Here is a 25,629-nt window from a genome sequence, read left to right on the forward strand (position 1 = left end):
CCGGCCGCGCGGCGTTCAGACTCGCTTCAGACAAGTGCCGGGGTCAGAGGCCCGTCACCGCCGGGACGCTAGAGTGCAGCGGTTGATGCGCCGCGCCTTTTTTGTTCTCTCCTCATTGCTGGCTGCCCTGAGCGTGACCGCCGGGGCCGCTGTCACGACCCCCCCGCCGCTGCCGCTGCCGACCGTGCCCGACACGGTGCAGCTCGACCGCCTCAGCGGGCCGTCCTACCTGCGGGTGCCGCCCGCGTGCTACGCGCAGGAATGCGCGCTGGTGGTCGTGTCGCACCCGCGCGGGCAGAGCGCCGAGCGGCTGCACACCAGCCCGCAGGCGCGGGTGCTGGTCGACGCCCTGCTCGCCGCCCCCTTTGCCGTGCTGCTCAGCGACGACGGCGGCGAGAGCACCTGGGGCAGCCCCGCCGCGCTCGCCCAGGTCGCCAGCCTGCGCTGGGAGGCCACCCGGCACTTTGCCTGGAACGGCCGCACCTACGCGCTGGGCCTGAGCATGGGCGGCCTGCTCGCGCTGCGCAGCGCCCTGCCCGGCAGCCCCTACCCGGTCAGCGGCGTGGCCCTGATCGACGGCTGGACCGACCTGCGCAGCGCCTGGGGCACCGCCCTCACGCGCCGCGCCGAGATCGACCACGCCTACGGGCTGGCGGAGGACGAACCCGCCCCCCGGCTCAATCCGCTGCACCTGGCCAAGGCCGCCCCCCGGCTGCCCCTCTTCATGGTCGCCAGTCCCGACGACGGCGTGGTGCCGGTGGAGAACTCCGAGCGCCTCTTTACGCGCGCCGCGCCCGGCCTGAGCCAGTTCGTGAGGGTGCCCGGCCCCCACCTGGGCGGCAACCGCTTCTCGCCCACCCTGGCGCGGCAGCTCGCCTCCTTTTTCGGGCGCCTGGAAGAGCAGGCGGGGGAACAGGCCCGCAAGCGCTGAGGCCTGGACAGGCAGCGGGAGGCCCGTCGCGCTCGGCCTCCCGCTTTCCGTTGTCCGGGCGACTACATCGCTGCCGGCACCTCGATGCCGATCAGGGCCAGCGTCTCCTCGAAGGCCACCCGCAGGCGGGCGACCAGCGCCAGCCGGGCCTCGCGCAGCCCGGCGGGACTCTGGAGGACGTTGGTGGCAGGCTTTCCGGCCTGGTCTTTCGCGTTGAACCAGGCGTTGAAGGCGGTGGCGAGGTCCAGCGCGTACGCGGCGACCACGTGCGGCGAGTGGATGCGCACCGCCTGGGTGACGACCTCGGGCAGGCGGGCGACCATCTTGGCGAGGGTGAGGTCTAGGTCGCTCAGGGCGTCCCAGTCGGCGCCCTGGCCGCCGACCGCGTACCCCGCCTCCTGTCCCCGGCGCAGGATGCTGGCGGCGCGCACGGCGGCGTACTGGACATACGGCGCGGTGTCGCCCTGAAGCGCCAGCGCCTGCTCCCAGCGGAAGTCGATCTGGCGGGTCGGCTCGGCCTTGAGCATCGCGAAGCGCACCGCCCCCAGCCCGATGCGGCGGGCGATCTCGGCGGCGTCCTCCCGGGCCGCCAGCTCGGGGTTGATGCCCTGCAACACGGCCAGCGCCCGGCTCTGCGCCTCGTTCATCGCGTCGTCGGCGCTCACCGCGATCCCCTTGCGGCCCGAGATGGTCTGGCCCTCCAGCGTGACGAAAGCGTAGGAGAGGTGAACCGAGCGCTCCTTTTTGCCCTCCTCGCCCGCCACGCCCAGCGCGCTTCTCACCACCGTCTGGGGGTGGTTCTGACGCGAGTCGATCACGTTGATGACCTCCTCGGCGTGACCGAACCGGCGTTCCAGGTCAGGCTGGCCGTCGGGGGCGCTGGTCCAGACGGTGTTTCCCTCGGGGTCCTGGGTGAAGGGCTTGAACTTCATCCCCTCGAAGAGGCCGAACTTCCAGAACTGGTAGCCGATGTCCTTGGCGGCGTACATGGCCGTGCCGTCCGAGCGCACCAGGACCACGTTGGGTTCTTCCAGCCCCGGCATGAACTCGGACACGTCCATCACCAAGGCCCCGGCGTACTTGCCTTCCGTGGGCCGCGAGGTGTAGCGGCTCTCCCGCAGGATGTTCATCGCCTGCGCGAGAAACCCGCTGCCCACCACGTCGGACTCCCAGTTCAGCAGGTCGTAGCGGGCGCCCAGCCGGAAGCAGGTCTCCAGGTGCGCGTGGACCACCTTCTCGATCTCGCCGCGCAGTTCCCCGGCCTCCAGGCGGTGCATGACGGCGCTGATGCCCTCTTCCAGGCTGGGCTTGGCGGGGTCGGCGTTCAGGCGCACGTAGCCTTCCCCCAGCCAGTGGTCGTACTTCTGCATGCCGTCCCAGACGCGGCCGTAATGCCCGGTGGCGAAGAGGGACTCGGCCGCCTGCCGCCCGGTGTCGTCGATATAGTTCTGGACCTCGACCGTGTGCCCGGCGGCGCGGAAGATGCGCGCCATGCTGTCGCCCAGCACGACGTTGCGCAGGTGCCCGACGTGCAGCTCCTTGTTGGGGTTGACCGAGGTGTGCTCGATGACGACCTTGCCGCCGCGCGCCTCCACCCCGGAGGGCCGCTCGACCACGCCCCGCACGAAGGCGCCCACGTCCACGAAGAAGTTCAGAAACGGCCCGGCGGCCTCCGCCCGGGCGATGCCCTCCGGAAGCGCGACCTTCCCGGCCAGCTGCGCGGCGACCGCCGCCGGACTTTGCCCCAGGGCCTTGGCCAGCTGGAAGGCGGCGGGCGTGCCGTAGTCGCCGGGCTTGCCCACGGGCGTTTCCTGAATCGCCACGTCAAAGGGGAGGGGCAGCGGCGCCCCGAGTTCGGCGGCGGCCTGCTCGACGGCGGCCTTGAGTTGAGCCTTGAGGTCCATAAGAGGGAAGTTTAACAGTGAGTCGGCGCTTATTTCACCGTGAAGACCGCCTCGCCCACGAACTGCCCCAAGCCCAGCCGCACGCGGTACTGACCGGGCGGCACGCGGCGGCCGAGACTGTCCTGGCCGTCCCAGCGGGCCTCGCGGGTGGTGGACTCGCCGGGTTGCAGGACGGTGACCAGAGGCCCGACTGTCTGACACGGCCCATTGCCCATCTGCCAGACACGCAGGCCATCGGAGACGCGCTCAATGGCGAGGGGATCGCAGGCGGACTGATACGTCTCCAGTGGTCCGTCCGTCTTGTTCGTGACCTTGAGCGTGAAGGCGTAGCCCTGCGCTTCGGGCGCGACGGTGACGGCGGCGCTGTGGGCGAGGGTCGGCTTCGTCGGGAACCGGGCGGGCGGCGCGACCTCGATCTCAATGGCCCCCAGGTTAAGGCCGCGCTTCTTCAACTCCGCCAGGAACGCCTCCCGCGAGAGTTCATCCGCGAGTTCGAAGGACAGGAGCGTGTCCGGCCTGGAGGAGCGGCTGCTGCGGCTGTACCAGCGGGCGCGGCTGGCGTCCAGGGCGTCGTGATAGGCCTGCGGATTCGGCGTGGGGATGGGACGGTTTCCCCGCACGACCAGCGCCGTGACCGTCCCGCTTCGCAACCACCCCGACCCCGCCGCCGCGCTGACGTTCCAGCCGCTGCGGTAGTGGACCTGTGCCCCGACCTTCTGCGGCCCCAGCGCCCGCGCATAGGTGTAGCTCGTGCGGGGGGCCAGGGTCAGCCTCTCGCCCACGCGGCGGCAGACCGGCGCCCCGGCTTGCGGGCGCAGCTCACCCACGGTCTCGTCGCGCAGCAGTGATTCGCCGTTCAGGAACTCCGTGAAGCGTTTCAGCACGGGGCCGCCCAGCGCCCGGCAGGTCAGCGTGACAGGCGCTGTGGAAGGATTTCGCAGTGTCAGGGTGAGGGTCAGCGGTGGGGGCGGGCCGTTTTGATAGGCGTGGTAGCCCTCCGGCTCCAGCCGGAACTGGAGCGCCGGGGCGGTCTGGGCCTGGGCACAGGCGGCGAGCGCCAGGACCAGGGCGGCGGACAGCCGGAAGCGGTGGGGCATGGCGCCAGCGTAGAGGGGTGAGGTGACCTCCACCTGAACCCCTTTCACCCCCGTCCGCCACGCGCCAGACTGCGCCCATGTCCGACCCCACCTCCCCCACCCCGCCCGTGCCCGACGCCGAGACGCTGGCTTTCCTTCAGGACGTGCTGGAACTCGTGCGCTTCGGGGACGCCGCGCAGCTCGGGCCACTGCTGGAGCGCGGCCTCCCGGCCAACCTGCTCAACCAGAAGGGCGACAGCCTGCTGCTGCTGGCGAGCTACCACGGCCACCTGGAAACGGCCCGGCTGCTGCTGGCCCACGGCGCCGACCCCGAACTGTTCAACGACCGCAGCCAGACGCCGCTGGGCGCCGCCGCCTTCCGGGGGGACCGGGCGATGGCCGAACTGCTGCTCGGCGGCGGGGCCAGGGTGGACGGCGCCGGGCCGGACGGCCGCACCCCCCTGATGCTGGCGGCGATGTTTGACCGGACCGAGCTGGTCGAGCTGCTGCTCTCGCGCGGGGCCGAGCTGCGGGCGCGGGACGCCGCCGGAGCCTCGGCCCTGGACGCCGCGCGGCAGATGGGCGCCGGGAACACGGCGGCCCAACTCGCGGCGCGGCTGGAAGGCTAGCGCTACGGCACCTGCACGCGAATGGGCGGGGCCGTCACCCGCGCGGCCTGACCGCCCAGTTGCCCGTCGAGCCAGGCACTCAGGGTGTAGGTGCCCGGCGGCAGCGGCGGCAGCGTGCGCCGCAACGTGAGCGTCTCGCCGGGGGCCAGGGTGCGCGAGAGCAGCAGCTCCGGGCAGGCGGCGCCCGGGGGCAGCGCGGGCGGGGGCAGCGGCTCGCCGCCCGCGCGGGCCAGGGCGACGAAGGGCGGCAGGCCGCAGTTGCCCCAGTTCATCCCGGCGGCGTAGCGCAGGGTGACAGGCTGCTGGCCGGTGTTGCGCAGCGTCAGTGTGGCGGCGACGGCGCCTGCCCCCGGCGCCACGCTGGCCCCGGCCTGGGCCGTGAGGGGCGAGCCGGGCGCCACCACCGCCGGGGACGCCGCAGAAGGCGAGAGCGAGTCGCGGACCGTGCCCAGCAGCGCGCAACTGCCCAGCAGCGGCGGCAAGGCGAGGATCAGCAGGGGCTTCATGGCACACCACCTCCGGAGGGGCGAGGCGAACGAACGGTGACCCGCACGGGCCGCGCCGGGATCTTGACGCGCGCCCCGTCCGCCAGGCCCGCGAACCAACCTTCGATCAGGTACTCCCCGGCAGGGAGGTCAAGGGGGCGTGTGAAGGCGACGCGGCCGCGGGCGGGCAGGGTCTTGGCCTGAAGTTCCTGGCTGCACAGCCGGGGTTCGGCACCGGGAACTGGAAAGACGACCTCGCGGGTGCCCACCCGCAAGACGCGCACCGTGGGAGCAAAAGCGCAGTTCTGGTCGTTGTCGCGGCCCAGCGAGAGGGGCAGCGGGGCCGCCCGGCTGGACTTCAGCGTGAGGGTCAGCGGCACTGGCCCGGTCACGCGGCGGGGCGCGGCGAGGCTGGCGCCGACGCCCGCAGGAGCCGCCGCAGGTCCGGAAGTGGAGGTCTGCTGCGCCTGCACCGGCACCGCGCAAAAGGCCGCCAGGGTCAAGGCGGCCGGAGTCAGGGCCGCCGAAGTCAGGGTGCGCGAGGCCATGGTCCGAGCGTACCCGGTGGGTGTGATGCCCGGCTGAAGAGGCGCCCCTCCCCCCCGGCTCCCTTCCCGCCGCCTGCGCCGCCTACTGGGCCGCGGTCTGGGCCGCGTAGAAATCCGCGATGCCCGAGGCGATGGCCTGGGCGAAGCGCTCACGGCCCGCCGGGTCCATCAGGAGGCGCAGGTTGCCGGGGTCGGTGAGGTAGGCGGTCTCGACGAGCAGGCTGGGCTGGGTGGTGGGGCGGGTCAGGGCCAGATTGGCGCCTGGCTTCAGGCCCGCGCCGGGGCCGAGTTCCGGCAGGGTGCGCCGCAGGGCGCTCAGGATCGCGGCGGCGGGGGCCTCGGCCTGCGGGTGGGTGAAGTACACCTCCGGGCCGCGAATCCCGCGCGGATCGCGGCCGTCGGGCAGGGCGTTGGCATGAACCGAGACCAGCAGGTCGGCGCGGGCGGCCTCGGCCTGAAGGCCGCGCTCGTACAGCCCCAGGGTCACGTCGGCGCTCCGGGTGAGGACCACCTCGGCGCCCGCCGCCCGCAGCAGCTCGGCAGCGCGCAGGACCAGCGGCAACATCAGCGCCTTTTCGGGCACGCGCAGGGCACCGGCCCCGCCGTGCTGGGTGCCCCCGTGCCCGGCGTCCAGGGCGATCACCCGTCCGGCCAGCGGGCGCGCGGCGTCCAGCGTGGGCGGGCGGCGCACGGTCAGCCACAGGTCGTCCCCCTCGTAGGTGGCGAAAAAGCCCCAGGCCTGCGGGGCGCTCAGGTCCAGGCTCAGGCGCGTGACGCCCAGGGCCACCGGCTGCACCTCGGCCCGCGCGATCAGCCGGTCGGCCAGCGGCGCGGGCAGGGTGGGCGGCGTCTCCAGGCCGTACAGCGTGAGGCTCAGGCGGCGCCCCCCCTGCTCCTGACTCAGGGTGAAAGGCACCCGCGCGCCCCCCAGCCCGATCCGCACCCGCAGGTCGTCTGCCGGGAGGGGCGCGGGCGGAAGAGGGGCCAGCTCCGGGGTGGGGAGCGGGGGCGCCCCGGCGGCCGCAGGCGCTTCCAAGGTCACGGTGCCCCCCCGCGCCGGGGCGGGCGAGCCGGGCGTCAGCTCCAGCTGCCCGGCGGTGATCAACACCCCCACGCCGGGCGCCAGCCGGGCACGCACATCCTGGCCCACCCGCCCCACCAGCCGGAAGGTCATCCCGTCGCGCGGAAAGAGAAACGGCTCCCCCCGCAGCGTGGTGGTCACGTTGCCCGCGTCGTTGAGGCCCAGGCCACGCACGCTGCCGGGCCGCTGGATGCCGGTGCGGGGGCCGCTGCCCGCCCGCAGGCCGCCCAGGCTGGTCAGGCGGCCGGGCGCGGCGGCCCCCACCGTCCGGCCGTCGCGCCCGGTCAGCGTGACCGTCACGGGGGCCGCCTGGAACAGCTGCGCCGTGGGCAGCGTGTAGGTCGCCGCGTACTCGCCGGGGCGCTCCTCGGTGAGTGGAACGGGCGGCCCCTCCCCCACCCGGAAGGTCGCCCGGCCTCCCGGAGACCCCCGGAACGCCACCCGGACGCTGCGCTCGGCCGCGCTGTCCCCGGCGGGGTCCCAGAACTCGTGGTCGGCGGCGGGGCGCAGGCTGGCGCGCTCGATCTGGGTGGGGGCAGCGGGAAGCGGGGCAGCCGGGGTGCGAATCACCCGCAGGGTGCGCTGCCCGCTCTGCCCCCCCAGCGTGGTGACCAGCCGCAGGTCGTTGGTGCCCACCCGCAGCGGCCACCACAGGATGAAGAGGCCGTCGGGTCCTACCGGCGCGGCCTGCGTGCCGATGCTGAGAGACGCGCCGGGAGGCACGCTGCCCTCCAGCAGCACGTGGTCGAAGGCGACCCGGTGCTCCGGGGGCGGATAGGCGACGAACACCTCCGGCGCGGCGCTGGCCCCGGTCAACGCAGGGGCAGCGAGCAGGGCGAAGGCCAGGGCGGCGCGGCGCGGGAGCATAGGGGGAGGTCTACCACGCGCGCGGCGGGCGGGGGAAGGCGGCCGCCTTCCGCAACTGACCTACAGTGAGCCATGCCTAACATCAGCCCCGGGGAAATTATCGTGCTGCTGTCCTTGCTGGCCCTGCTGCTCGGTGGCCTCTGGGTAGTCGTGCGAGTCATTCGCCTCGCCGGGCGCAGCCGGGAAGCCGAACGTATTCAGCAACTGGAAGACCGTGTGCAGGAACTGGAGCAGTCAGGCCGGACACGGTAACGGGGTCTGCCGATCTGCCTCCGGCCCTGTCCAGCCGCCCGGTCAGTTCGTGGGCCGCAGCCCCTGCAACTCCTCCGGCAGCTCCTCGGCGTAGAGGTCGCGCCAGGCCTGGCCGTCGAAACTCACCTCGGACTCGATGAAGTACTGCGCGGGGTCGTCGGGGTCGGCCAGCGCGTCGGTGGGGAGGTCGAGACGCACGGCCTGCACGGGCGGCAGTTCTCCCACCCCCCCCAGCCAGGGCGCCTCGTCCGCAAAGGTCTCCGCGAGCAGGGCGCGGGTCCACCCGGCCCAGGCTGCGGGGTCGCCCGCGCCGGTCGCGCCGCGCAGGTCCCCGCGCAGGCGGTCGGCGTGCTCCTCCGGCACGTCCCCCGGCGTCCATTCGATGCGCCCGTCGGCCCAGACGGTGACCGGCACGGTGTCCACGTCGAGCATGGAGCTGATCAGCTCCCCCAGGCCGGAGGAGTCCTCCTCGGTATGGACGGCGCCGGGGTCGGCGTAGAGCTGCCAGGTTTCGCTGTCGAGGGTGTACGCGCCCGCGTCCGGGTCCAGATGCACCTCCAGCCCGCCCAGGAAGGCCAGGGCGAAGGGGGACCCCAGCGGCGTCTCCTCGCGCAGTTCCAGCGTCACGCGGCGGGCGGTGGGCGTTCCCTCCTCGCCCGGCGGGTCAGCCTCCGCCCGCGCGAAGGCCCCCAGGTGGGCGGCCTCCCAGCCCTCCGGCCCGCCGCCGTGCCACCCGCGCACCAGGGCCTCCAGCTCCTCCAGCATCTCCTCCGGCGGCTCGGGGTCGAAGTCGATGCGGCCCTCGCGCCAGTGTTCGGCGCGCAGCGAGGCGACCAGACGCCCCGGCTGCTGCGCCAGCGGATGCCGCAACAGTTCGCGCAGGCCCGCGACCGGGTCCGCCTGCCCCGGCAGGCTCTGCCAGCGCTCGCCGTCAAAGGAATGCTGCCGCGTCCGCACCCGCAGCGCCGCGCCGTCTCCATCGCCGTCCAGCAGGGCGTGGTCGCGCGTCAGGCCCGGGGAGCCGTCCTCCAGCGTGCGGGCGCCGAAGCCCAGCACCAGCTCGCCCGCCAGCCGCCGCAGCGGGGGCACGGGAATGGCCTCCAGGTCCCCCGGTGTCCGCAGGGCCTCGCGGGCCAGCCCGGCCAGCACGTAGGCCCGCCGGTAGGCCCTCGCCCAGCCCTCCGCCTGCGGCTGCGTCTCGCGCAGCGCCGTCAGCAACCGCTCACGCAGCGCCGCGTCGTCCGGTCCGCGCCGCAGCGTGACCGTTCCGTCCAGGGCGATCTCGGCCTCGAAAGGATGCACCGTGGGCATCAGGCCCAGTTGTTTGCGGCGTTTCGCTTCACCCATAGCCACAGGGAAGCACACACGGGGCGCCGAAGGGCAGCCCTCACCGCCCTGAGGTTCACCCATCTTTCTTATCCCGACGGCTACCTCACGCCGGGCGGGAACCGCAAACCGTCATACCACCGTCAGAAAACGCCATTAGAATCCTGAGCGGACATGAAGAGACTGCAACTCCCCAGTGCGATGCTCGGCCTCACGGTGCTGCTGACGGCGTGCCCCGGCCCGATCAATGAACCGCCCCGACCCCCCGCCCCGACCACCCACAGCCTGACGGTCAAGCTTGGCGGCGTGCCGAGCGCGCCCGTAACGATCACGAACACGACGACCAAGACCCAGGTGTTTAGCGGCACGCTGGAGGGCGGCAAGACCTTCGGCGACCTGAAAGCCGGGGACGTGTTCGAGGTGACGGGCGCGGCAGTCAACGGGTATACGGCCCCCGCCACGCAGACGGTCACGCTGGACGCGAATAAGACCGTGACGCTGGCGTACGCGGCGGCTCCCGTGACGCCGCCCGCTCCCACGCTGCACACGCTGACGGTCAAGCTGGAGGGGACTGGCAGCGCTCCGGTCACGGTCACGAACGAGACGACCAAGATCCAGGTGTTCAGCGGCTTCGTGGAGGGCAGCAAGACCCTGGAAAATCTCAAGGCTGGCGACGTGTTCCGGGTGGAGGCGGGCAGCGTGGACGGCTTCACGGTTCCCACCGCGCAGACCGTCACGCTGGACGCCAGCAAGACCGTGACACTGAGTTTCGCAGCCCTACCCGGCACGACGCTGGACCCCAGCCGCGTGCGGGGCACCCTGGACGGCTGGACCTTCGGGACGGGCGACCTGAAGGCGTACTTCAGCTTTGGCAGAACGGTCGTGGCCGCGAGTACGCCGACCATCACGCTGTCCGGGAACGTGGACGCGGGTCTGCCCACGCCTGGGCAACTCTCCCCTTTCCTGGAGGACTGCACCTTCACCGGGCAGCGCAGCGCCCCCGACTTCGGCTCGGAGATGGCCAGAGGCGCGACCTACAGCCGACAGGGTGATTTTCTGGGCTTCGTGACTGAGCAGACCACCGACGGGCGTGACGTGGTCCGCGTGTACTCCGATACGGCGGCGACCTTCAAGGGCACTGCGATCTGCCCGGGATCCCAGCGCCTGGACCTCGACCTCCGCGTCGTACAGGGCTGGAACGCTTTTAGCATCGCGGAAGTCAGCAGCGGTGAGTACCGTTACGACCTGCGTTTCCGCAACCTGGAGGCCGGGGCCCGCACCACCCTGACCCTTGACCGCGCCCGGGAGAGTGTCTCGGTGTTCTTCCGGGACACGAGCGACCTGACGCTCCGGGCCGGGAAGTCGGCTACCCGCGAGGTCGTGTTCGCGCAGACGGGCGGCTTGAGCGGACAGGTGACGCTGGAGACCAACGTTCCCGGCGTGACAGTCACGCCTTCAACCGTCACCCTGCCCACCCTCGGCACCCAGGGCGCGGGTGGGCGCGGCCTTCAGGCCCTAAGCGCCGCCGTGCAGCCGCAGGCGCTGGGCGCGGCCCTGACCTTCAGCGCGGACGAGAACGCCGCCTCCTACAGCGGCCCGCTGACTGTGATCGTCAAGAAGGGCGCAACCGAGGTCGGACGCGGCACGCTCTCCAGCTTCCGGTTGACCGCGCCGAGCGTGATGGCAAACGTGCCCTACGGCACCAGCCTCAGCCTGGCCCGGGGAGAGACCCGGGGGGTCACCTTCAGCGTGTTCAGCCAGGAATTCTTCAGCGGCACCACGACCGTCACGCTGAGCGGCCTGCCTGCCGGAGTGACGGCCTCCACCGAGACGGTCACCCTGGCCGAGAGCGGCAGCGCCCAGGTCACCGTGCAGGTCAGCGCCAGCGCCGACGCCCCTCTCGCCACGGTAAATGCCCGCGTGACCGGGCCGAAGGTCCGCAACACCCAGGGCGCCCCGGACACCGTGCCGGTCACGGTCACGCCCGCGCGCACCCCCCTGGACCTGAACGGGTTCCAGCGGGCCGTTCCAACCCCGGGCGGGCTGTGGGTCATCACGCCTGAGCAGTACAGCGGCGGCGCGTCCTCGTTCACCCTGCTGCGCATGCAGGGCGGGGCGGTGGCGCAGCGTGAGGTCCTGACCGGGCGGCCCACCCTGCTGCCTGCGCCCAACGGCGACGCCCTGCTCGTGACCGAGGTGAACAGCGCCGGAACGCTGACCTACACCCTGACCCGCCTGCGCCCCGACGGCACCCGCACCGCCCGGACGTTCGGCGTTCAGGACGGCCAGAATTTCGCACGGGGAGCGGTTGACGCTCAGGGCAACCTGTGGTTCCTGAAAGACACCTCCTCGGCCACGTCCTCGGCGGCGCTGGCCCGGGTGAACTTCGAGGCGGGCACCGTCACGGTCGTGGACGCCACCCGGCCCTACCGGGGGTACGAGTCCCTGAGCGCCAGCCCCGACGGCCAGACAGTCGTCGTGCTGCCCTCCTCGAACACCACCCTGTACCGCGTCGACGTGGGCAGCGCCGCCGTGAGCACAGTGACCCTGGACCGGACGGTCAGCTATTTTGAAGCCGCCGCCACCGACAACGGGGGAACCGTGTACCTGCCCCAGTATGACGGCGTGCTGCGCGTCAGCTCCTCGGGCACCACGGCGCTGTTGCCCCTCACCGGCTCGTTCAGCCTGCTCGGCCTCGACCGCGCCGCGCCGGGGACGCTGTGGCTCAGCCGCGCGTCCGAGGTGATCAGGCTCGACACGGCGAGCGGCAGCACCCAAGTCATCCCGCTCTCCGGCAGCACCTCCAACCCGAACAGCTTCCTGGCGGGCGGGACTCCCGACGCTTCCGGCGGGGTGTGGGCCGTGACCGGTGAATCGGCCTACGACCAGGCGACCGGCAACATGGTCACGCGTTACTTCGCCAGCCTGCTGAAGTAAGCTCCGCCCTTTTTCGCCGCGTGACCTCACCCGTCACGCGGTGTTTTCATGGTCCAGCCTCGCCGCCACGAAGCCCCCCTTCTTCCCCTCCTCCAGCCGCGCAAAGGCCACGTCGGGGTCGTGCGGCGTGCAGATCACCGCGCCTTCCTCGAACCACCCCGGCAGGTAGCGCTTGCGCGTCTCCAGCGTGGTCACGGGATAGAGGTCGTAGCCCATGATGTAGGGATAGGGCGTGTGAGCCAGGGTCGGGATCAGGTCGGCGGCGTACACCAGCACCTGTCCGCCCGAGCGCAGCACCACCCCCTGCTGGCCGAGGTTGTGGCCGGGCAGCGGCAGTACGCTCAGGCCGGGAAGCAGTTCGTGTTCACCCTCCACCACGTCGAAGAGGCCCGCGCCCGCCACCGGCTCGATGAAGTCGGCCACGTAGCTCGCGCGGCTGCGTTCGTGGGTGTGGCGGGCGTCGTGCAGTTCCTGGCGCTGCACCACGTAGCGGGCATTCGGGAAGGTCGGCTCGCCGCCCGGGGTCACGTTGCGCCCGGCGTGGTCGAAATGCAGGTGGGTGTTAATGACCAGGTCGATGTCCGCAGGCCCCAGGCCCAGGTCGGACAGGCCCCGGAAGACGGTCTCGTCGCGGTCGAGGGCGTACATCGCCTCGAATTTCTCGCCGCCCCCGTCCCAGAAGCCGGTCTCGACCAGAACGTTTTTCCCGCCCAGCCGGATCAGCAGCGGGTTGATGCGGAGGCGGATGCGGTTGAGGTCGTCGGCGGGCGAGACGCGCTCCCACAGGACCTTGGGAACGCTGCCGAACATCGCGCCGCCGTCGAGGCGAAACTGGCCGTCGGTGAGGGAGTACACGTCGGCCTCGCCGACTCGCAGATGCTGGGTCCAGGACATTCGGGGAGTGTAGAGCCTGCGCCGCCCCCCGCACGGAACCCGGGGTGCCGTGGGTGAAGTCCGGTTCACCCCGTCCCCACCCGCTTCCCGTTCCCGGACCGGAAGACTGGCCGCATCCGCCGGGCCAGCGGGCCGGGCCACCTCATCCGGGAGGCGTGACATGACCCAGGGCATGAGCATGAAGATGACGGACCTGCAAGACCTCTACCTCGAGCAGCTTCAGGACGTGTACTCGGCCGAGCGGCAGCTGCTGGAGTCACTCGGAAAGATGGCGCAGGCGGCGAGCACTCCCGAGCTGCGCCAGGGCTTTGAGCTGCACGCGGGGCAGACCCGCGAACAGATCGCCCGCCTGGAGCGGATCGTGGGGGAGCTGGGCGGGCAACCCGGCGGCAAGACCTGCCAGGCGATGCGCGGCCTGGTCGCCGAGGGCCAGGAGATGATCGAGCGCCAGGCCGACCCCGCCGTGCGCGACGCGGGCCTGATCGCCGCCGCGCAGCGGGCCGAGCACTACGAGATTTCGGCCTACGGCACCCTGCGGACCTACGCCGAGATCCTGGGCCGCACGGAAGACGCCGAGCTGCTGCGGACCAGCGAGGACGAGGAAAAGGCCACCGACATGAAGCTGACCGGGCTGGCCCGCAGCATCAACATGCAGGCGCTGGGCTGAGGCCGGGAGAAAGGAAGCGGGGCCACGGCGCTTGAACCCGTGGCCCCGCTCACTCGTGAACCTCTACTTCCGGCAGCCCCGCGCGATCTCGGCGGCCAGGGCGCCCACGTCCTGCCCCTCGCGCACCGCGTTGATAAAGGCGCTGCCCACCACCACCCCGTCCGCGACCGCCGCGACCTGCCGGGCGGTGGCCGCGTCCTTGACCCCGAAGCCCACGGCGACGGGGACCCGGGCGTGTTCGCGGGCCAGGGCCAGCATCGCGGGCACCTCGGCCAGCGCCGTGCCCTCACGCGCCCCAGTCACGCCGGTCACGCTGACGGCGTACAGGAAGCCGGTGCAGGCTTCGGCGACGAGTTTCACCCGCTCAGGCGTGGAGGTCGGGGCGATCAGGAAGGTCACCGCCAGCCCGTGCTCGGCGGCCAGGTCCGCGATTTCCAGGTCCTGGTCGGGCGGCAGGTCGGGGAGGATCAGGCCGTCCACGCCCGCCTCGGCGGCCAGGCGCATGAACTCGCGCGGGCCGACCGCGTAGATGGGGTTGACGTAGGTCATGATCACGAGCGGGGTGTCGTGGCGCGCCCGCAAGTCCCGGACCAGCGCCAGCGTGCGCCGGGTGCTGGTGCCGCCCGCCAGCGCCTGCTCGGAGGCCCGCTGGATGGTCGGGCCGTCCCCCAGCGGATCGGAGTAGGGAATCCCGACTTCCAGCAGGTCGGCCTGTTCCAGCAGCGCGTCGGCCACGGCGGGGAAGCCTTCCGCCGTCGGGTACCCAGCGGTCATGAAGGGAATGAAGGCGGCGCGGCCTTCCGCCCCCGCGCGGGCGAAAGCAGCGTGGATGCGCTCGGCGCCGCGGGTCAGGGTGGCGGTCATGCGCGCACCTCCCCGCGCTGGCCCTGGGGCTGCTCCAGTTCCAGCAGGCGCATCACCTCGGCCACGTCCTTGTCGCCGCGTCCGGAGAGGTTCACCACGATCACCCCTTCCGGCCCGAGTTCGCGGGCCAGCTGGACGGCGTGGTAGATCGCGTGGGCGCTTTCGAGGGCCGGAATGATGCCCTCCAGGCGGGTCAGCAGTTGCAGGGCCTCCAGCGCCTGCGCGTCGGTGATGGGCACGTACTCGGCCACGCCCGTTTCACTGTAGTGGCAGTGCTCGGGGCCGATGCCGGGGTAGTCCAGCCCGGCGCTGACCGAATGCGGCGGGACGATCTGGCCTTCCGAATCGTTGAGCAGGTACATCATCGAGCCGTGCAGCACGCCGACGCGGCCTCCCGCGACCGAGGCGGCGTGTCTGCCGCTGTCCACCCCTTCCCCGGCGGCCTCGGTGCCGATCAATCGGGGGCGCTGGTCTTCGGGCAGATAGGCGTAGGGCGCAAAAATCCCGATGGCGTTGGAGCCGCCGCCCACGCAGGCGACGATGGCGTCGGGGGCCGGGCGGCCTTCGAGCGCCTGAAGCTGCACCTTGGTTTCCTCCCCGATCACGCTCTGGAAGTCGCGGACCATCGCGGGGTAGGGGTGCGGCCCCACCACGCTGCCCAGGATGTAAAAGGTGTCGCGCACGTTGGTCACCCAGTCGCGGATCGCCTCGTTGGTGGCGTCCTTGAGGGTCTGGGTGCCGGAGGTGACCTCGCGGACCTCGGCGCCCAGCAGCCGCATCCGGAAGACGTTGAGGGCCTGGCGGCGGATGTCCTCGCGGCCCATGTACACGATGCACTCCAGCCCCAGCAGCGCGGCGGCGGTGGCCGAGGCGACCCCGTGCTGCCCGGCGCCCGTCTCGGCGATCACCCGGCGTTTGCCCATGCGTTTGGCAAGCAGGGCCTGCGCGAGGCAGTTGTTGATCTTGTGCGCGCCCGTGTAGTTCTGGTCCTCGCGCTTGAGGTAGATTTTCGCGCCGCCCGCGTGCTCGGTGAGCCGCTGCGCGAGGTACAGCGCGCTGGGACGGCCCACGAACTCGCGCAACAGACGGTCCAACTCTTGCAGGAAGGCGGGGTCGGCCTTGGCGGCCAGGTACGCCGCCTCGAGTTCGTCGAGCGCCGGAATCAGCGTCTCGGGCACGTAGCGCCCGCCGAAGCGCCCGAAGCGCCCACGGGCGTCCGGCTGCGGGTAGCTCGGCAGCGTGACAGAGGCGGAGGAGGTCATGCCCTCATGCTAGCGAGGCCCCCCTAACGGGCGTTAGGGAAACTTAGACAACTGGTCTAAGTTTGTGACTTCGGGAGGAATCCGGCAGCGCTCAGGTGCCCGCGCCACAGCGGCAGCAGTTCGGCGGCCTGGACGGCCCCAGGCACGTCCCAGCCCAGCGAGCGGGCCAGGGCCGCGAGGACCCGTCCGGGGGCCTCCCCCGCCTCCCGCAGCGCCTGCACGGACGGCGCCCCCCCGCGCTTGGCGAGGCGCTCGCCCCGGAAGTCGGTCAGCAGCGGGACATGCAGATAGCGCGGCGTGGCGAAACCCAGCGTCCACTGCAAGGCGACCTGCCGGGGAGTGGCGGGCCAGAGGTCGGCGCCGCGCACCACGTCCGTCACGCCAGTCAGCGCGTCGTCCACGACCACGGCGAGGTGATAGGCGAAGACGGCGTCGTTACGCTGAAGGACGAAGTCGCCCACCTCACGGAGGAGGTGCTGGCAGAGCGTCTCGCCGGTCAGGCTGTCGTGGGCGCACACGGTCTGGTCGGGAACCTTCCAGCGCGTCGCGGCGGGGCGCTGAGGGTCAGAGGGGCGGGCGCGGCAGGTGCCCGGATAGACGGGTTCGGCCCCGTGGGGCGCTCCGGCGCTGTCCTGAATCGCCTCCAGCACCTCGCGGCGGGTGCAGGTGCAGGGGTAGGTCTCCCCCGCCCTCGTCAGCCGGGCCAGCGCGGCTGCGTACACGTCCAGCCGCCCGGACTGCCGCGATTCGGCGTCCCAGTCGAGGCCCAGCCATTCCAGGTCGCGGCGGGTCACGTCATAAGCCCAGGGCCGGACCCGCCCGCTGTCGAGGTCCTCGAACCTCAGCAGGTGCTGTCCGCCCAGCGCCCGCGAGTGCAGCCAGGCGAGGAGCGCCGTGCGGGCGTTGCCCAGGTGCATCGCTCCGGTCGGGCTGGGCGCGAAACGGCCCACGAGGGGGGAGGGTGGGAAAGTCACGCTCCCCAGGCTAAGGCTCCGGGCAACGGCGCAAGGTGGCAAGCCGCCCACGGACAGGCGCAGAATATTCAGCACCTCACCCGGCGCGGGCCGGGCGCCCGCCCCCGGCCCCGACCCGACCTGCCGGACAGCTCAGGGAGGTCCACCATGAAGACCGCCGCAGAGTCCGCCGCACGGTTTCTCATCCCTCCGCAAGGCGGGACGGCGCTGGTCAATCCCATTGGCGGGCCGATGGTGCTCAAGCTGGGAAGTGCCCAGACCGCCGGGGCCTACTCGGTCCACGACAACCTGCTGCCGCCCGGCTCTCCGGGGCCGCGCCCGCATCTGCACCGCTGGCACGAGGAGACGTTTTACGTGCTGGACGGAGAACTGAGCGTGCGGGTGGCCGAGCAGACCGTGCAGGCCCCGGCAGGCTCGTTCGTGGTCATTCCGCGCGGCACCGTTCATCAGCCGTTCAACCCCCACCCAGACCCCGTCCGCGTGCTGCTGATCTTTTCTCCCGGTGGCATGGAAGACTTCTTCGTGGAGGCGGCGCAGGGACGCCATCCCCTTCAGGCTCTCCCGCAGGACCCGGCCGCGCAGGCGAGCTTGCAGGCCTTGACCGGGCGCTACGGGTACGAATTCGCGGAGCTGCCCCCGGCACGCTGACCCCGGACCCCCGGCACGCCATCATGGCCGCATGACCGACCCGCGCGTGCAGACGCTGCTGACCTCCGAGACGTACTGGACCGCGCGGGCGCTGCGCGAGCAGGGCAGCCGCTTTTACCGGGCGCTGGGAGACGCGCTGGACGCCGCCGACCTCGGTAACCGCCGCCGCCTGTACGAGGGCTGGACCCAGGAGCTGTGGGACTTCTACGAACGGGGCCTGCGCCTGGAGGAGGGTGAGCGCCGCTCCGGCGCTGGCGACGGCTGAAAGGTCGCCGCGTACAGCGCCTCGCGCGCCAGCGTCCACAGGGCGCTCCACGCGGCTTTCATGCTGCCGTTACGTGGGGGGCCGGGGGACGTTCCCGGGCGTACACTGCCGCGCATGACCCTTCCGCCCGCCTCTGTGCCGCAGGCCACCCTTCTCGCCGTGTTCGCCCACCCCGACGACGAGGCCTTCAGCGTGGGCGGCACGCTGACCCACTACGCGCGCAGAGGGGTGCGGGTGGTCCTGGCCTGCGCGACCCGGGGCGAGGCGGGCAAGATCACGGTGCCCGGCATGACGGTGGACGACCTCGGCCAGCAGCGCGAGCAGGAGTTGCGCGAGGCCTGCCGCGCCCTGGAACTCGGGGAGGAACCCGTCTTTCTGGACTACCACGACTCGGGCCGCTACGAGCGCACCCGCCATGACGACCCCCTCGCGCTGATGAACGTGAACCCGCTGGACGTGGAGGTCAAACTCCGCGCCCTGATCGCGGACGTGGGGCCGCAGGTCATCGTGACCTTCGATCCGCACGGCGGCTACGGGCACGTGGACCACCTTCAGATTCACCGGGCGACCACGGCGGCCTTTTTCAGCAGCGGGCACCTGCCAGGGGGCGGGCCGCAGCGGCTGTACTACACGGCGATGTCCCACGAGGCCGCGCAGGGCATCGCGCGCATGGGCCAGGACCTCGACCCGCTGGTCTACGGGGTGGGCGAGAGCACGGTCGCCGTGCGCCTGAACGTGGCCGCCTACGCCGAGAACAAGAAAGCCGCCCTGGCTGCCCACGGCACCCAGACGGGCGAGACCAGCCTGCTGGGCCGCCTGTCGCCCCAGGAGCGCGCCGAGATGGAAACCCGGATGCTGGGCACCGAGGGCTTTTCCATCGGCGGCACCCGCACCGCCCTGGCCCGCTACCCGCTGCGCGGCCTGTTCGACGGCTTGCCGGGGTATGAGGCGCTGGACGGGGAGGAGAGCGGACGGTAGGCGCCAGGCTGTCAGGAACGTGGACCGGAGCGGCAAGAGCCTTCCCGGTCCACCTTCCTCAACCCGCGCCCTTGCAAGACCTGTGGCGGGTGGGGACCCGAACGGCCCTCGGTCCCTGCCCGGCCACATTTTCCGCGTGCGCGCCGCTTCCTGACCAGGAGTCCTGGGAGGGACCTGACCCCTCCCCGTCCGGGCAACTCAGTGCAGCAGTCGCCGCACCGCGAAGCGCACCCGGCCCAGGCTGGCGACCTCGTCGAAGGCGGTCAGCAGCACCTGATCGCCGTGGGGGGTCAGCAGCACCGGGCCGCCGTCGAGGTCGAGCAGCAGGTCCTGCCACTCGCCGCCGCCCAGCGCCGCTTGCAGGCTGGTGACCACCGCGCGGCCCGCCTGCACCACGCTGATATCGCTGCCGCCCCCCGCGCTGCTCACGATGCCGCCCGCCGCGTCGATCAGGGCGACGTGCCGGATACCGCGCACCTCCAGAAGCTGCGAGATCACGCCGGCTCCAGGCGGGGCAGGCTGCCCAGTTCCAGCGCCAGGCGGGCCAGCAGCTGCTGGGCGGCGCGGGTGTCGGTGCCGCGCGTCTGCGCCACCCCCAGGACAAAGTCGCCGCTCGTCACGGCGACGACCTCGACCCGCTCGCTGGTAAAGGCGAGGCGGGTGACGCTTCCGGCGCCCAGGCGGCGGGCCGTGCGGTCCAGGCCCACCTTGAGCGAGGCGAGTTCGGCCGCCAGGGCGTCTCCCCCCTCGCCCAGCAGCTCGATGGGCAGGCCGTCAGGGCCGACCAGGGCGCTGGCGACCACGCCCGGCACCCCGCGCAGGGGGTCGAGTTTGACGCTCACAGGTAGCCCTCCAGTCGGCGGGCGGCGTCCCGGCCATACAGCCGCGCCTGCCCCAGGTTGCTGCGGGCGTCCAGGGCCAGCAGCAGGAAGAAGTCGGAAGTGATGGGGTGCAGGTACACGCTGAGGCGCTCGCCGCGCAGGTACAGCTCGCGCGCCGCGCCGCCCCCCAGCGTGCCCTCGTAGGCCAGGGTCGCGGCCCGCAGCAGCCCGGCGTGTTCGGCCACGAGAAGATTCAGGTCGGTGGTGGCCGAGGCGTGGCCCTCGACCAGCAGGCCGTCAAGTCCGCCGATGGCGGCGGCCCAGGCCCCGTCCACGTCGGCCACCAGTTGCGTGAGATGGGTGAGCATCGCCGCGATGATAGGGGGCCTGCTCACGCAAAATTCTCACAGGCCCATCAGGCGACCGGGGAACTCCTGAAGCCGCGCGGTAAGCGCCGACTGCTCGGCCCGCCCGAAGCCCCAGGCGGCCAGGTAAAGCCCAGGATTTCCCCAGCGGGTCTCCAGATGGTCCAGAGCGGCCAGAATGTCCTCCAGCCGGGAAGGGGCGAAAGGAGCCAGGCTCGCCCAGGCCCCGAGCGTTTTGCTGGCCTGGGCGTCCGCGTAAAAGTCCGCCAGCGCTGGCCCGCTGGCCGCGTGGTCTGCCGCGATCTCCGCGCGCGGCACGTCCGCCAGCTCCAGACACAGCGCCACGATCAGGCCGGTGCGGTCCTTCCCGGCGTGGCAGTGCAGCAGCACCGGGCCGGGCGGCGCGTCCAGCACGGCGCCGAGAATGGCGACGATCTGATTGGCGGCATGGTCGAGATGCGCGCGGTAGTGATCGGCATTTGTCTGCGCTTCCGCTGTGGCCGTGTTCAGCGCGCGGTTGCGGTGAGGCAGCAGCGGCAGATTCAGGTATTCGGGGCGGCCCAGAAACGGCGGCGGGTCCCGGTCGCGCTCGGTGCGGTTTCGTAGGTCGATAATCCGGGCGAATCCAACGGCCAGAAGTTCTTGCCTTCCCCGCCCGCTCAGGCGGCCGAGGGTGCCGCTGCGGCACAGGCCCGGCAGCGGGCGGCGGAAGTTCAGGGCGCCGTCGGGGGGAGTGAACACGGGGCTATGGTCGCGCTTCGGCGGTGGTCCGCGCCCCCCCTCTCCATCCTGTTTTTCGCGTCCGGGTGCGGTAGAATAGCCGCAGTTGAGGGAATGGGCGCTATTACGCTAACAGCATAATCTGGTATACTCATTCTATTCCCGGCGCTGTACCGGGCCTCTCCCCCTCCCCTCGTCAGCGGGCCACCGGGCCTGACTGGCGCCCCTAGACTGGAGTCTCATGACTGGAATCCACCCTGTTGACATCACCGCTGAGGTCAAGACCAACTTCATCAACTACGCGATGAACGTGATCGTGGACCGCGCGCTGCCCGACGTGCGCGACGGCATGAAGCCGGTGCAGCGCCGCATCATGTACGCGATGCTGCTTGAGGGCCTGGCCGCCAACCACAAGCACGCCAAGAGTGCGTCGGTCGTCGGCGAGGTGATGAAGAAGTACCACCCCCACGGTGACTCCTCGATCTACGACGCGATGGTGCGGCTGGGGCAGTGGTGGAACATGCGCTACACCCTGGTGGACCCGCAGGGCAACTTCGGCTCCATCGACGGCGACCCGCCCGCCGCCATGCGCTACACCGAAGCCCGGATGACCAAGGTCGCCGAGGAAGTGCTGGCCGACCTCGAAAAGGAGACGGTCGATCACAAGCCCAACTACGACGAGACGACCGTCGAACCTGCGGTGCTGCCTTCGGCGGTGCCCAACCTGCTGATCAACGGCGCGACCGGGATCGCGGTCGGGATGGCGACCAACATCCCGCCGCACAACCTCACCGAGATCAGCAACGGCCTGCTGGCGCTGATCGACAACCCCGCGACCAGCCTCGACGAGATGATGACCCACGTGCTGGGACCGGACTTCCCGACCGGCGGACGTATCTCCCGCCAGGGCATCCGCGAGGCCTACGCGACCGGGCACTCGGGCCTGAAGGTGCGCGGCAAGGCCCGCATCGACGAGAAAAACGGGCGCACCCAGATCATCATCTCCGAGATTCCCTATCAGGTGAACAAGACCAACCTGATCCAGACCATCTCGGCGATGTACAAGGCGGGCAAGATCCCCGACATCAGTGCGTTGCGTGACGAGTCCGACCGCAAGGAGCCGGTGCGGATCGTGATCGAGCTGAAGCGCGGCGCGATCCCGACGCTGGTGCTCAACCAGCTGTACAAGTACACCCAGCTGCAAAGCACCTTCACGGTGATCAACCTCAGCATCGTGAACGGCGAGCCGCGCGTGCTGCCCCTCATCGACACCATGCAGGCCTTCTTGAACCACCGCCGCGACGTGGTGACCCGCCGCACCGCCTACGACCTGAAAAAGGCCGAGGAACGCGCCCACGTGCTCGAAGGTCTGGTCAAGGCGCTCGACCATATCGACGAGGTCATCAGCCTGATTCGCGGCAGCAACACCGGCGCCGAGGCGCGGGACGTGTTGATGGCCCGCTTCGGCCTCTCGGAGATTCAGTCGCAGGCGATCCTGGATATGCGCCTCCAGCGCCTCGTCGGCCTGGAGCGCGAGAAGCTGATGGCCGAGTACGACGAGCTGCAAAAGACCATTCAGCGCCTGCGCTCGATCCTGGGCGACGAGAAGCTGCTGTGGCGCGAGATCAAGAAAGAAATCCGCGACATCCGCGACCGCTACGGCGACGAGCGCCGCTCGACCATCACCGACCTGGAAGACGACATCTCCAAGGAGGACCTGATCGCGGTCGAGGACATGGTGATCACCATGACCCGCGCCGGGTACCTCAAGCGCACCAACCTGACCGCCTACCGGGCGCAGGGGCGGGGCGGGCGCGGCGCCTCGGGCGGCAAGCTGCGCGACGAGGACATCAACACCCGCGTCTTTGTGGGCAGCACCCACGACTACCTGCTGTTCTTCACCGACCAGGGCCGGGTCTTCCACGAGAAGATCTACGACCTGCCGGAAGCGGGCCGTGACGCCAAGGGCACCCACATCCGCAACCTGCTGCCTTCCCTGCGCGAGGACGAGAACATCGCGTCCGTGCTGAGCGTGAAGGGCTTCGACGAGGCGGGCAGCTTCGTCTTCGCCACCCGCAAGGGCATGGTCAAAAAGACGCTGATCACCGACTACGGCAACATCACCTCGGCGGGACTGATCGCCATCAACCTCCAGCCCGGCGACGAGCTGATCGGCGTGGACATCCAGCGCGACGGCGACGACGTGGTGCTGGCGACCCGCGAGGGCCAGGCGATGCGCTTTGCCGCGACCGAGGTGCGCGACACCGGCCGCGCCACCCAGGGCGTGATCGGCATCCGGTTGCGCGAGGACGACTGCGTGGTCAGCATGGCGCTGGTTCCCGGCGGCGACGACGGCAGCGAACTGCTGGCGGTCAGCGAGTACGGCCTGGGCAAGCGCACCCCGGTGGGCGACTACCCCAGCAAGGGGCGCGGCGGCCTGGGCGTGATCACCCTCGACGTGACCGACAAGACCGGCAAGCTGGTCACCCTGACCCACGTGGCGGGCGACGAGGAGCTGATGGTCCTCACCGAGAAGGGCACCGTGATCCGCACCCGCGTCGAGGAGGTCCGGGTGACCGGCCGCAACGCGCAGGGCGTGAAGGTCATCAATATCGGCGACAAGGACCGTGTGATCAGCGCCTTCCCGATCCGCCGCGAGGACGAGCTGTAAGCCCACAGCGGCCCTCCCGCAGCGCCCGGCCCCGGATGGCTGGGCGCTTTTTCGTCGCCTGCCCGGTCCGGGCCACCCGGCCGCCTCGCCGCGCGCACCTATGAACCCGCCATGAGGAGGGGCGCCGCCGCGCCTGCCCCCTTTTGTTCGACGTGGAGCCGACTCGCGACCGGAGAGGCGCAGGGACGCTTCGTAAGCTAAATGGCGGTTAAAGAAACAAAACTGTTTACAAAATAGTGACCGTAGGTTACACTGTGATCCATGCCGGGATGTGCCCGGTTCATGTCAACACCAACGCCGAGGAGGCGACCCCAATGACCCAGACCAATTCGCTGACCAAGACCTTCGTCGACACCGTGACCTACCGCCCCGGCGCGGTGATCCTCTACCCCGGCAAGAGCGACATGCTCTACCGCGTGGCCTCGGGACTCATCCGCGTGCACACCATGGACGACGACGGCAACGGCCTGACCCTGCGCTACGTGAAGCCCGGCGAGTACTTCGGCGAGGAAGCGCTGGCCGGCGTGAACCGCGCCTACTTCGCGGAGGCCGTGACCGACTCCAGCGTGGACGTGATCAACCCGGCGCTGATGAGCGCCGAGGACAACCTGGTCGTGACCACCCACTTGGTCAAGACCCTGGAGCGCGCCTACGAGAGCATCTACCGCCTGGTCGGCAAGCGGCTGCGTGCGCGCATCGCGGGCGAGCTGCTGGAACTCAAGGACACCGCGCTGGCGACCCAGCTCGACTCCGGCGAGACGATGATCTACGCCACCCACGACGAACTGGCCGCCGCCGTCGGCAGCGTGCGCGAGACCGTCACCAAGGTCGTCGGCGAACTCAGCCGCGAGGGCGTGATCAGCGCCGGGTACGGCAAGATCACCCTCAAGAACGAGCAGGCGCTGAGCACCATCGCCGCTGCCTGAGTCTCCCTCTCCAGCGTTCAGGCCGTCCGGTTCACGCCGGGCGGCTTTTTGTGGGCGCTCCAGTGTCTCGGCCAGAGGGACTCGTGACTGCCGCTGCGCCGCCAGCGCCCGCTAGACTCGCCCGGATGACGACCTCTTCTTCTCCCTTCTCTCCCGAGCGGCCCCTGCGCGTCGCGGTGATCGGCAGCGGTCCCAGCGGCATCTACGCCGCCGAAGCCTTGACCAAACAGACGGCCCTGCCGGTCGAGGTGGACGTGTTCGACCGCCTGCCCACCCCCTACGGCCTGGTGCGCTACGGGGTGGCGCCCGACCACCTCACGATCAAGAGCGTGACCAAGGGTTTTGAGAAGACCCTCTCGGACCCCCGGGTGCGCTTTCTGGGCAACGTGGAGTTCGGCACCGACCTGACCTACGAGGAGGCCCGCGAGCACTACGACGCCCTCGTCTACACGGTGGGGGCGTCCTCCGACCGCCGCCTGGGGATTCCCGGCGAGGACCTGCACGGCTCCATGAGCGCCACCGAGTTCGTCGCCTGGTACAACGGGCACCCCGACGCGGCGGCGCGTGAGCTGGTGCTGAACGCGACCGGGGTGGCCGTGGTCGGCGTGGGCAACGTGGCGCTGGACGTGAGCCGCATCCTGTCCAAGACGGTGGCCGAGTTGCGCGAGTCCGACATCGCCGAGCACGCCCTGAGTGCCCTGGAACGCAGCCCGGTGCAAGACGTGTGGGTGCTGGGCCGCCGGGGTCCCGCGCAGGCGACCTTCACCACCAAGGAACTGCGCGAGTTCGGCGAGCTTGCGGGCGCCGACCCCATCGTCAAGCCCGCCGAGGTGCAGGTGGACGAGGCGGCCGAAGCAGCCCTCACCGACAACGTGAAGAGGAAGAATCTGGAAGTGCTGCGCGACTTCGCCGTGCGGACCCCGGAGGGCAAGGAGCGGCGCATCCACCTGCGGTTCCTGGTCTCGCCCGTCGAGATTCTGGACGACGGTGAGGGGAACGTGGCGGGCCTGAGGGTCGAGCGCAACAGGCTGGACGAGAACGGCAACGCGGTCGGGACTGGCGAGTACGAGACGCTGCCCGTCCAGATGGTGCTGCGCTCCATCGGCTACCGGGGCGTCGCGCTGCCGGGCGTGCCCTTCGACGAGCGCCGGGGCGTGATTCCCAACGAGGGGGGCCGGGTGGAGGGCCGACCCGGCGAGTACACGGCGGGCTGGATCAAGCGCGGTCCCAGCGGCGTGATCGGCACCAACAAGAAAGACGCGGTGGACACGGTGGCGGGGCTGCTCGCGGACGCCGGGGCCGGGGCCTTTCCCGCCGCGCCCGACGGGGAAGCGACCCGCGCCGCCGTGGACGCGCGGCTGGCACGCAAGGGCGTGGACGTGTACACCTTCGAGGACTGGCAGGTGCTCGACGCCCACGAACTCGCCCAGGGCCAGGGCCAGGGCCGCCCCCGCGCCAAGGTGGTCCACAAACGCGAGATGCTGACGCACCGCCGCAAGGCGTAAGCGCCGCCGCACAGCGCCGGGAGGGCAGGGGGG

25 protein-coding genes are annotated in these 25,629 nt (G+C 71.1%); 11 read left to right on the plus strand and 14 right to left on the minus strand.

What is annotated here, in order from left to right; all coding sequences use genetic code 11:
* Positions 1-85 precede the first annotated feature (85 nt).
* Positions 86-931, plus strand: a complete 846-nt coding sequence (locus HNQ09_RS02475; RefSeq protein WP_184024918.1) for an alpha/beta hydrolase family protein — start codon at positions 86-88, stop codon at positions 929-931.
* A gap of 62 nt (positions 932-993) precedes the next feature.
* Here HNQ09_RS02475 and HNQ09_RS02480 read toward each other — a convergent pair whose 3' ends face one another.
* Complete coding sequence (locus tag HNQ09_RS02480) at positions 994-2,835, minus strand: arginine--tRNA ligase (protein WP_184024920.1); 1,842 nt, start codon at positions 2,833-2,835, stop codon at positions 994-996.
* 29 nt (positions 2,836-2,864) lie between these two features.
* Positions 2,865-3,932, minus strand: coding sequence for a BsuPI-related putative proteinase inhibitor (locus HNQ09_RS02485; protein WP_184024922.1), 1,068 nt, complete (start codon positions 3,930-3,932; stop codon positions 2,865-2,867).
* A 77-nt stretch (positions 3,933-4,009) separates the two neighbouring features.
* Here HNQ09_RS02485 and HNQ09_RS02490 point away from each other — a divergent pair, with 77 nt between their 5' ends.
* The gene (locus tag HNQ09_RS02490) at positions 4,010-4,540 is read left to right on the plus strand and encodes an ankyrin repeat domain-containing protein (protein WP_184024924.1); all 531 of its coding nucleotides are present in this window, start codon (positions 4,010-4,012) and stop codon (positions 4,538-4,540) included.
* A 2-nt stretch (positions 4,541-4,542) separates the two neighbouring features.
* Here HNQ09_RS02490 and HNQ09_RS02495 read toward each other — a convergent pair whose 3' ends face one another.
* The 3 genes from HNQ09_RS02495 to HNQ09_RS02505 form a co-directional block, all read right to left on the minus strand.
* Positions 4,543-5,046, minus strand: a complete 504-nt coding sequence (locus tag HNQ09_RS02495; RefSeq protein WP_184024926.1) for a hypothetical protein — start codon at positions 5,044-5,046, stop codon at positions 4,543-4,545.
* Entirely contained in the window at positions 5,043-5,573 is a 531-nt protein-coding gene (locus HNQ09_RS02500) for a hypothetical protein (protein WP_184024928.1), read from the minus strand. Before HNQ09_RS02500 ends, HNQ09_RS02495 begins: the two co-directional genes overlap by 4 nt.
* A gap of 82 nt (positions 5,574-5,655) precedes the next feature.
* Complete coding sequence (locus tag HNQ09_RS02505; RefSeq protein WP_184024930.1) at positions 5,656-7,521, minus strand: N-acetylmuramoyl-L-alanine amidase family protein; 1,866 nt, start codon at positions 7,519-7,521, stop codon at positions 5,656-5,658.
* A 72-nt stretch (positions 7,522-7,593) separates the two neighbouring features.
* Between HNQ09_RS02505 and HNQ09_RS02510 the strand changes: the two genes are divergently transcribed.
* Positions 7,594-7,773, plus strand: coding sequence for a hypothetical protein (locus HNQ09_RS02510; protein ID WP_184024933.1), 180 nt, complete (start codon positions 7,594-7,596; stop codon positions 7,771-7,773).
* Between the two features lie 42 nt (positions 7,774-7,815).
* On the opposite strand, the gene HNQ09_RS02515 is transcribed toward HNQ09_RS02510, so the two are convergent.
* Positions 7,816-9,120 (minus strand): hypothetical protein, encoded by a 1,305-nt coding sequence (locus tag HNQ09_RS02515; RefSeq protein WP_184024936.1) that lies wholly within the window; start codon positions 9,118-9,120, stop codon positions 7,816-7,818.
* A gap of 153 nt (positions 9,121-9,273) precedes the next feature.
* On the opposite strand from HNQ09_RS02515, the gene HNQ09_RS02520 reads away from it, so the two are divergent.
* Positions 9,274-12,036: an NHL repeat-containing protein gene (locus HNQ09_RS02520; protein WP_184024939.1), complete on the plus strand. Its 2,763-nt coding sequence runs from the start codon at positions 9,274-9,276 to the stop codon at positions 12,034-12,036.
* A gap of 33 nt (positions 12,037-12,069) precedes the next feature.
* Here HNQ09_RS02520 and HNQ09_RS02525 read toward each other — a convergent pair whose 3' ends face one another.
* The gene (locus HNQ09_RS02525) at positions 12,070-12,930 is read right to left on the minus strand and encodes an MBL fold metallo-hydrolase (protein ID WP_184024942.1); all 861 of its coding nucleotides are present in this window, start codon (positions 12,928-12,930) and stop codon (positions 12,070-12,072) included.
* A gap of 160 nt (positions 12,931-13,090) precedes the next feature.
* On the opposite strand from HNQ09_RS02525, the gene HNQ09_RS02530 reads away from it, so the two are divergent.
* Complete coding sequence (locus HNQ09_RS02530) at positions 13,091-13,597, plus strand: YciE/YciF ferroxidase family protein (protein WP_184024945.1); 507 nt, start codon at positions 13,091-13,093, stop codon at positions 13,595-13,597.
* Between the two features lie 63 nt (positions 13,598-13,660).
* On the opposite strand, the gene trpA is transcribed toward HNQ09_RS02530, so the two are convergent.
* The 3 genes from trpA to gluQRS are packed head-to-tail and all read right to left on the minus strand — an operon-like array spanning position 13,661 to position 16,697.
* Positions 13,661-14,461: a tryptophan synthase subunit alpha gene (gene trpA, locus HNQ09_RS02535; RefSeq protein WP_184024948.1), complete on the minus strand. Its 801-nt coding sequence runs from the start codon at positions 14,459-14,461 to the stop codon at positions 13,661-13,663.
* Positions 14,458-15,723 (minus strand): tryptophan synthase subunit beta, encoded by a 1,266-nt coding sequence (trpB, locus tag HNQ09_RS02540; RefSeq protein ID WP_184024951.1) that lies wholly within the window; start codon positions 15,721-15,723, stop codon positions 14,458-14,460. Before trpB ends, trpA begins: the two co-directional genes overlap by 4 nt.
* 56 nt (positions 15,724-15,779) lie before the next feature.
* The gene (gene gluQRS, locus HNQ09_RS02545; protein ID WP_184024955.1) at positions 15,780-16,697 is read right to left on the minus strand and encodes a tRNA glutamyl-Q(34) synthetase GluQRS; all 918 of its coding nucleotides are present in this window, start codon (positions 16,695-16,697) and stop codon (positions 15,780-15,782) included.
* A 147-nt stretch (positions 16,698-16,844) separates the two neighbouring features.
* Here gluQRS and HNQ09_RS02550 point away from each other — a divergent pair, with 147 nt between their 5' ends.
* The 3 genes from HNQ09_RS02550 to HNQ09_RS02560 all read left to right on the plus strand — a co-directional run bounded on the left by HNQ09_RS02550 (position 16,845) and on the right by HNQ09_RS02560 (position 18,588).
* Positions 16,845-17,345, plus strand: a complete 501-nt coding sequence (locus tag HNQ09_RS02550) for a cupin domain-containing protein (protein WP_184024959.1) — start codon at positions 16,845-16,847, stop codon at positions 17,343-17,345.
* Positions 17,346-17,376: 31 nt separating this feature from the next.
* Complete coding sequence (locus HNQ09_RS02555) at positions 17,377-17,610, plus strand: hypothetical protein (protein WP_184024962.1); 234 nt, start codon at positions 17,377-17,379, stop codon at positions 17,608-17,610.
* 114 nt (positions 17,611-17,724) lie between these two features.
* Positions 17,725-18,588, plus strand: coding sequence for a PIG-L deacetylase family protein (locus HNQ09_RS02560; RefSeq protein WP_184024965.1), 864 nt, complete (start codon positions 17,725-17,727; stop codon positions 18,586-18,588).
* Positions 18,589-18,786: 198 nt separating this feature from the next.
* Here HNQ09_RS02560 and HNQ09_RS02565 read toward each other — a convergent pair whose 3' ends face one another.
* The 4 genes from HNQ09_RS02565 to HNQ09_RS02580 are packed head-to-tail and all read right to left on the minus strand — an operon-like array spanning position 18,787 to position 20,515.
* On the minus strand, positions 18,787-19,086 hold the full coding sequence (locus HNQ09_RS02565) for a roadblock/LC7 domain-containing protein (RefSeq protein ID WP_184024968.1): 300 nt from the start codon (positions 19,084-19,086) through the stop codon (positions 18,787-18,789).
* Complete coding sequence (locus HNQ09_RS02570) at positions 19,083-19,430, minus strand: roadblock/LC7 domain-containing protein (RefSeq protein ID WP_184024971.1); 348 nt, start codon at positions 19,428-19,430, stop codon at positions 19,083-19,085. The genes HNQ09_RS02565 and HNQ09_RS02570 overlap by 4 nt, the downstream gene beginning before the upstream one ends.
* Complete coding sequence (locus HNQ09_RS02575) at positions 19,427-19,777, minus strand: roadblock/LC7 domain-containing protein (RefSeq protein WP_184025207.1); 351 nt, start codon at positions 19,775-19,777, stop codon at positions 19,427-19,429. The genes HNQ09_RS02570 and HNQ09_RS02575 overlap by 4 nt, the downstream gene beginning before the upstream one ends.
* 36 nt (positions 19,778-19,813) lie before the next feature.
* Positions 19,814-20,515 carry a tyrosine-protein phosphatase gene (locus HNQ09_RS02580; RefSeq protein WP_184024973.1) on the minus strand — a complete coding sequence of 234 codons (702 nt, stop codon included), beginning with the start codon at positions 20,513-20,515 and terminating at the stop codon, positions 19,814-19,816.
* A gap of 220 nt (positions 20,516-20,735) precedes the next feature.
* Here HNQ09_RS02580 and gyrA point away from each other — a divergent pair, with 220 nt between their 5' ends.
* The 3 genes from gyrA (at position 20,736) to HNQ09_RS02595 (ending at position 25,596) form a co-directional block, all read left to right on the plus strand.
* A complete protein-coding gene (gene gyrA, locus HNQ09_RS02585; protein ID WP_184024976.1) occupies positions 20,736-23,165 on the plus strand; it encodes a DNA gyrase subunit A in 2,430 nt (809 codons plus the stop codon).
* Between the two features lie 314 nt (positions 23,166-23,479).
* A complete protein-coding gene (locus HNQ09_RS02590) occupies positions 23,480-24,091 on the plus strand; it encodes a helix-turn-helix domain-containing protein (protein WP_184024979.1) in 612 nt (203 codons plus the stop codon).
* Positions 24,092-24,216: 125 nt separating this feature from the next.
* Positions 24,217-25,596, plus strand: a complete 1,380-nt coding sequence (locus tag HNQ09_RS02595; RefSeq protein ID WP_184024982.1) for an FAD-dependent oxidoreductase — start codon at positions 24,217-24,219, stop codon at positions 25,594-25,596.
* The last annotated feature ends 33 nt before the right edge of the window (positions 25,597-25,629 follow it).

The sequence above is a fragment of the Deinococcus budaensis genome, assembly GCF_014201885.1.
Lineage (GTDB): Bacteria > Deinococcota > Deinococci > Deinococcales > Deinococcaceae > Deinococcus > Deinococcus budaensis.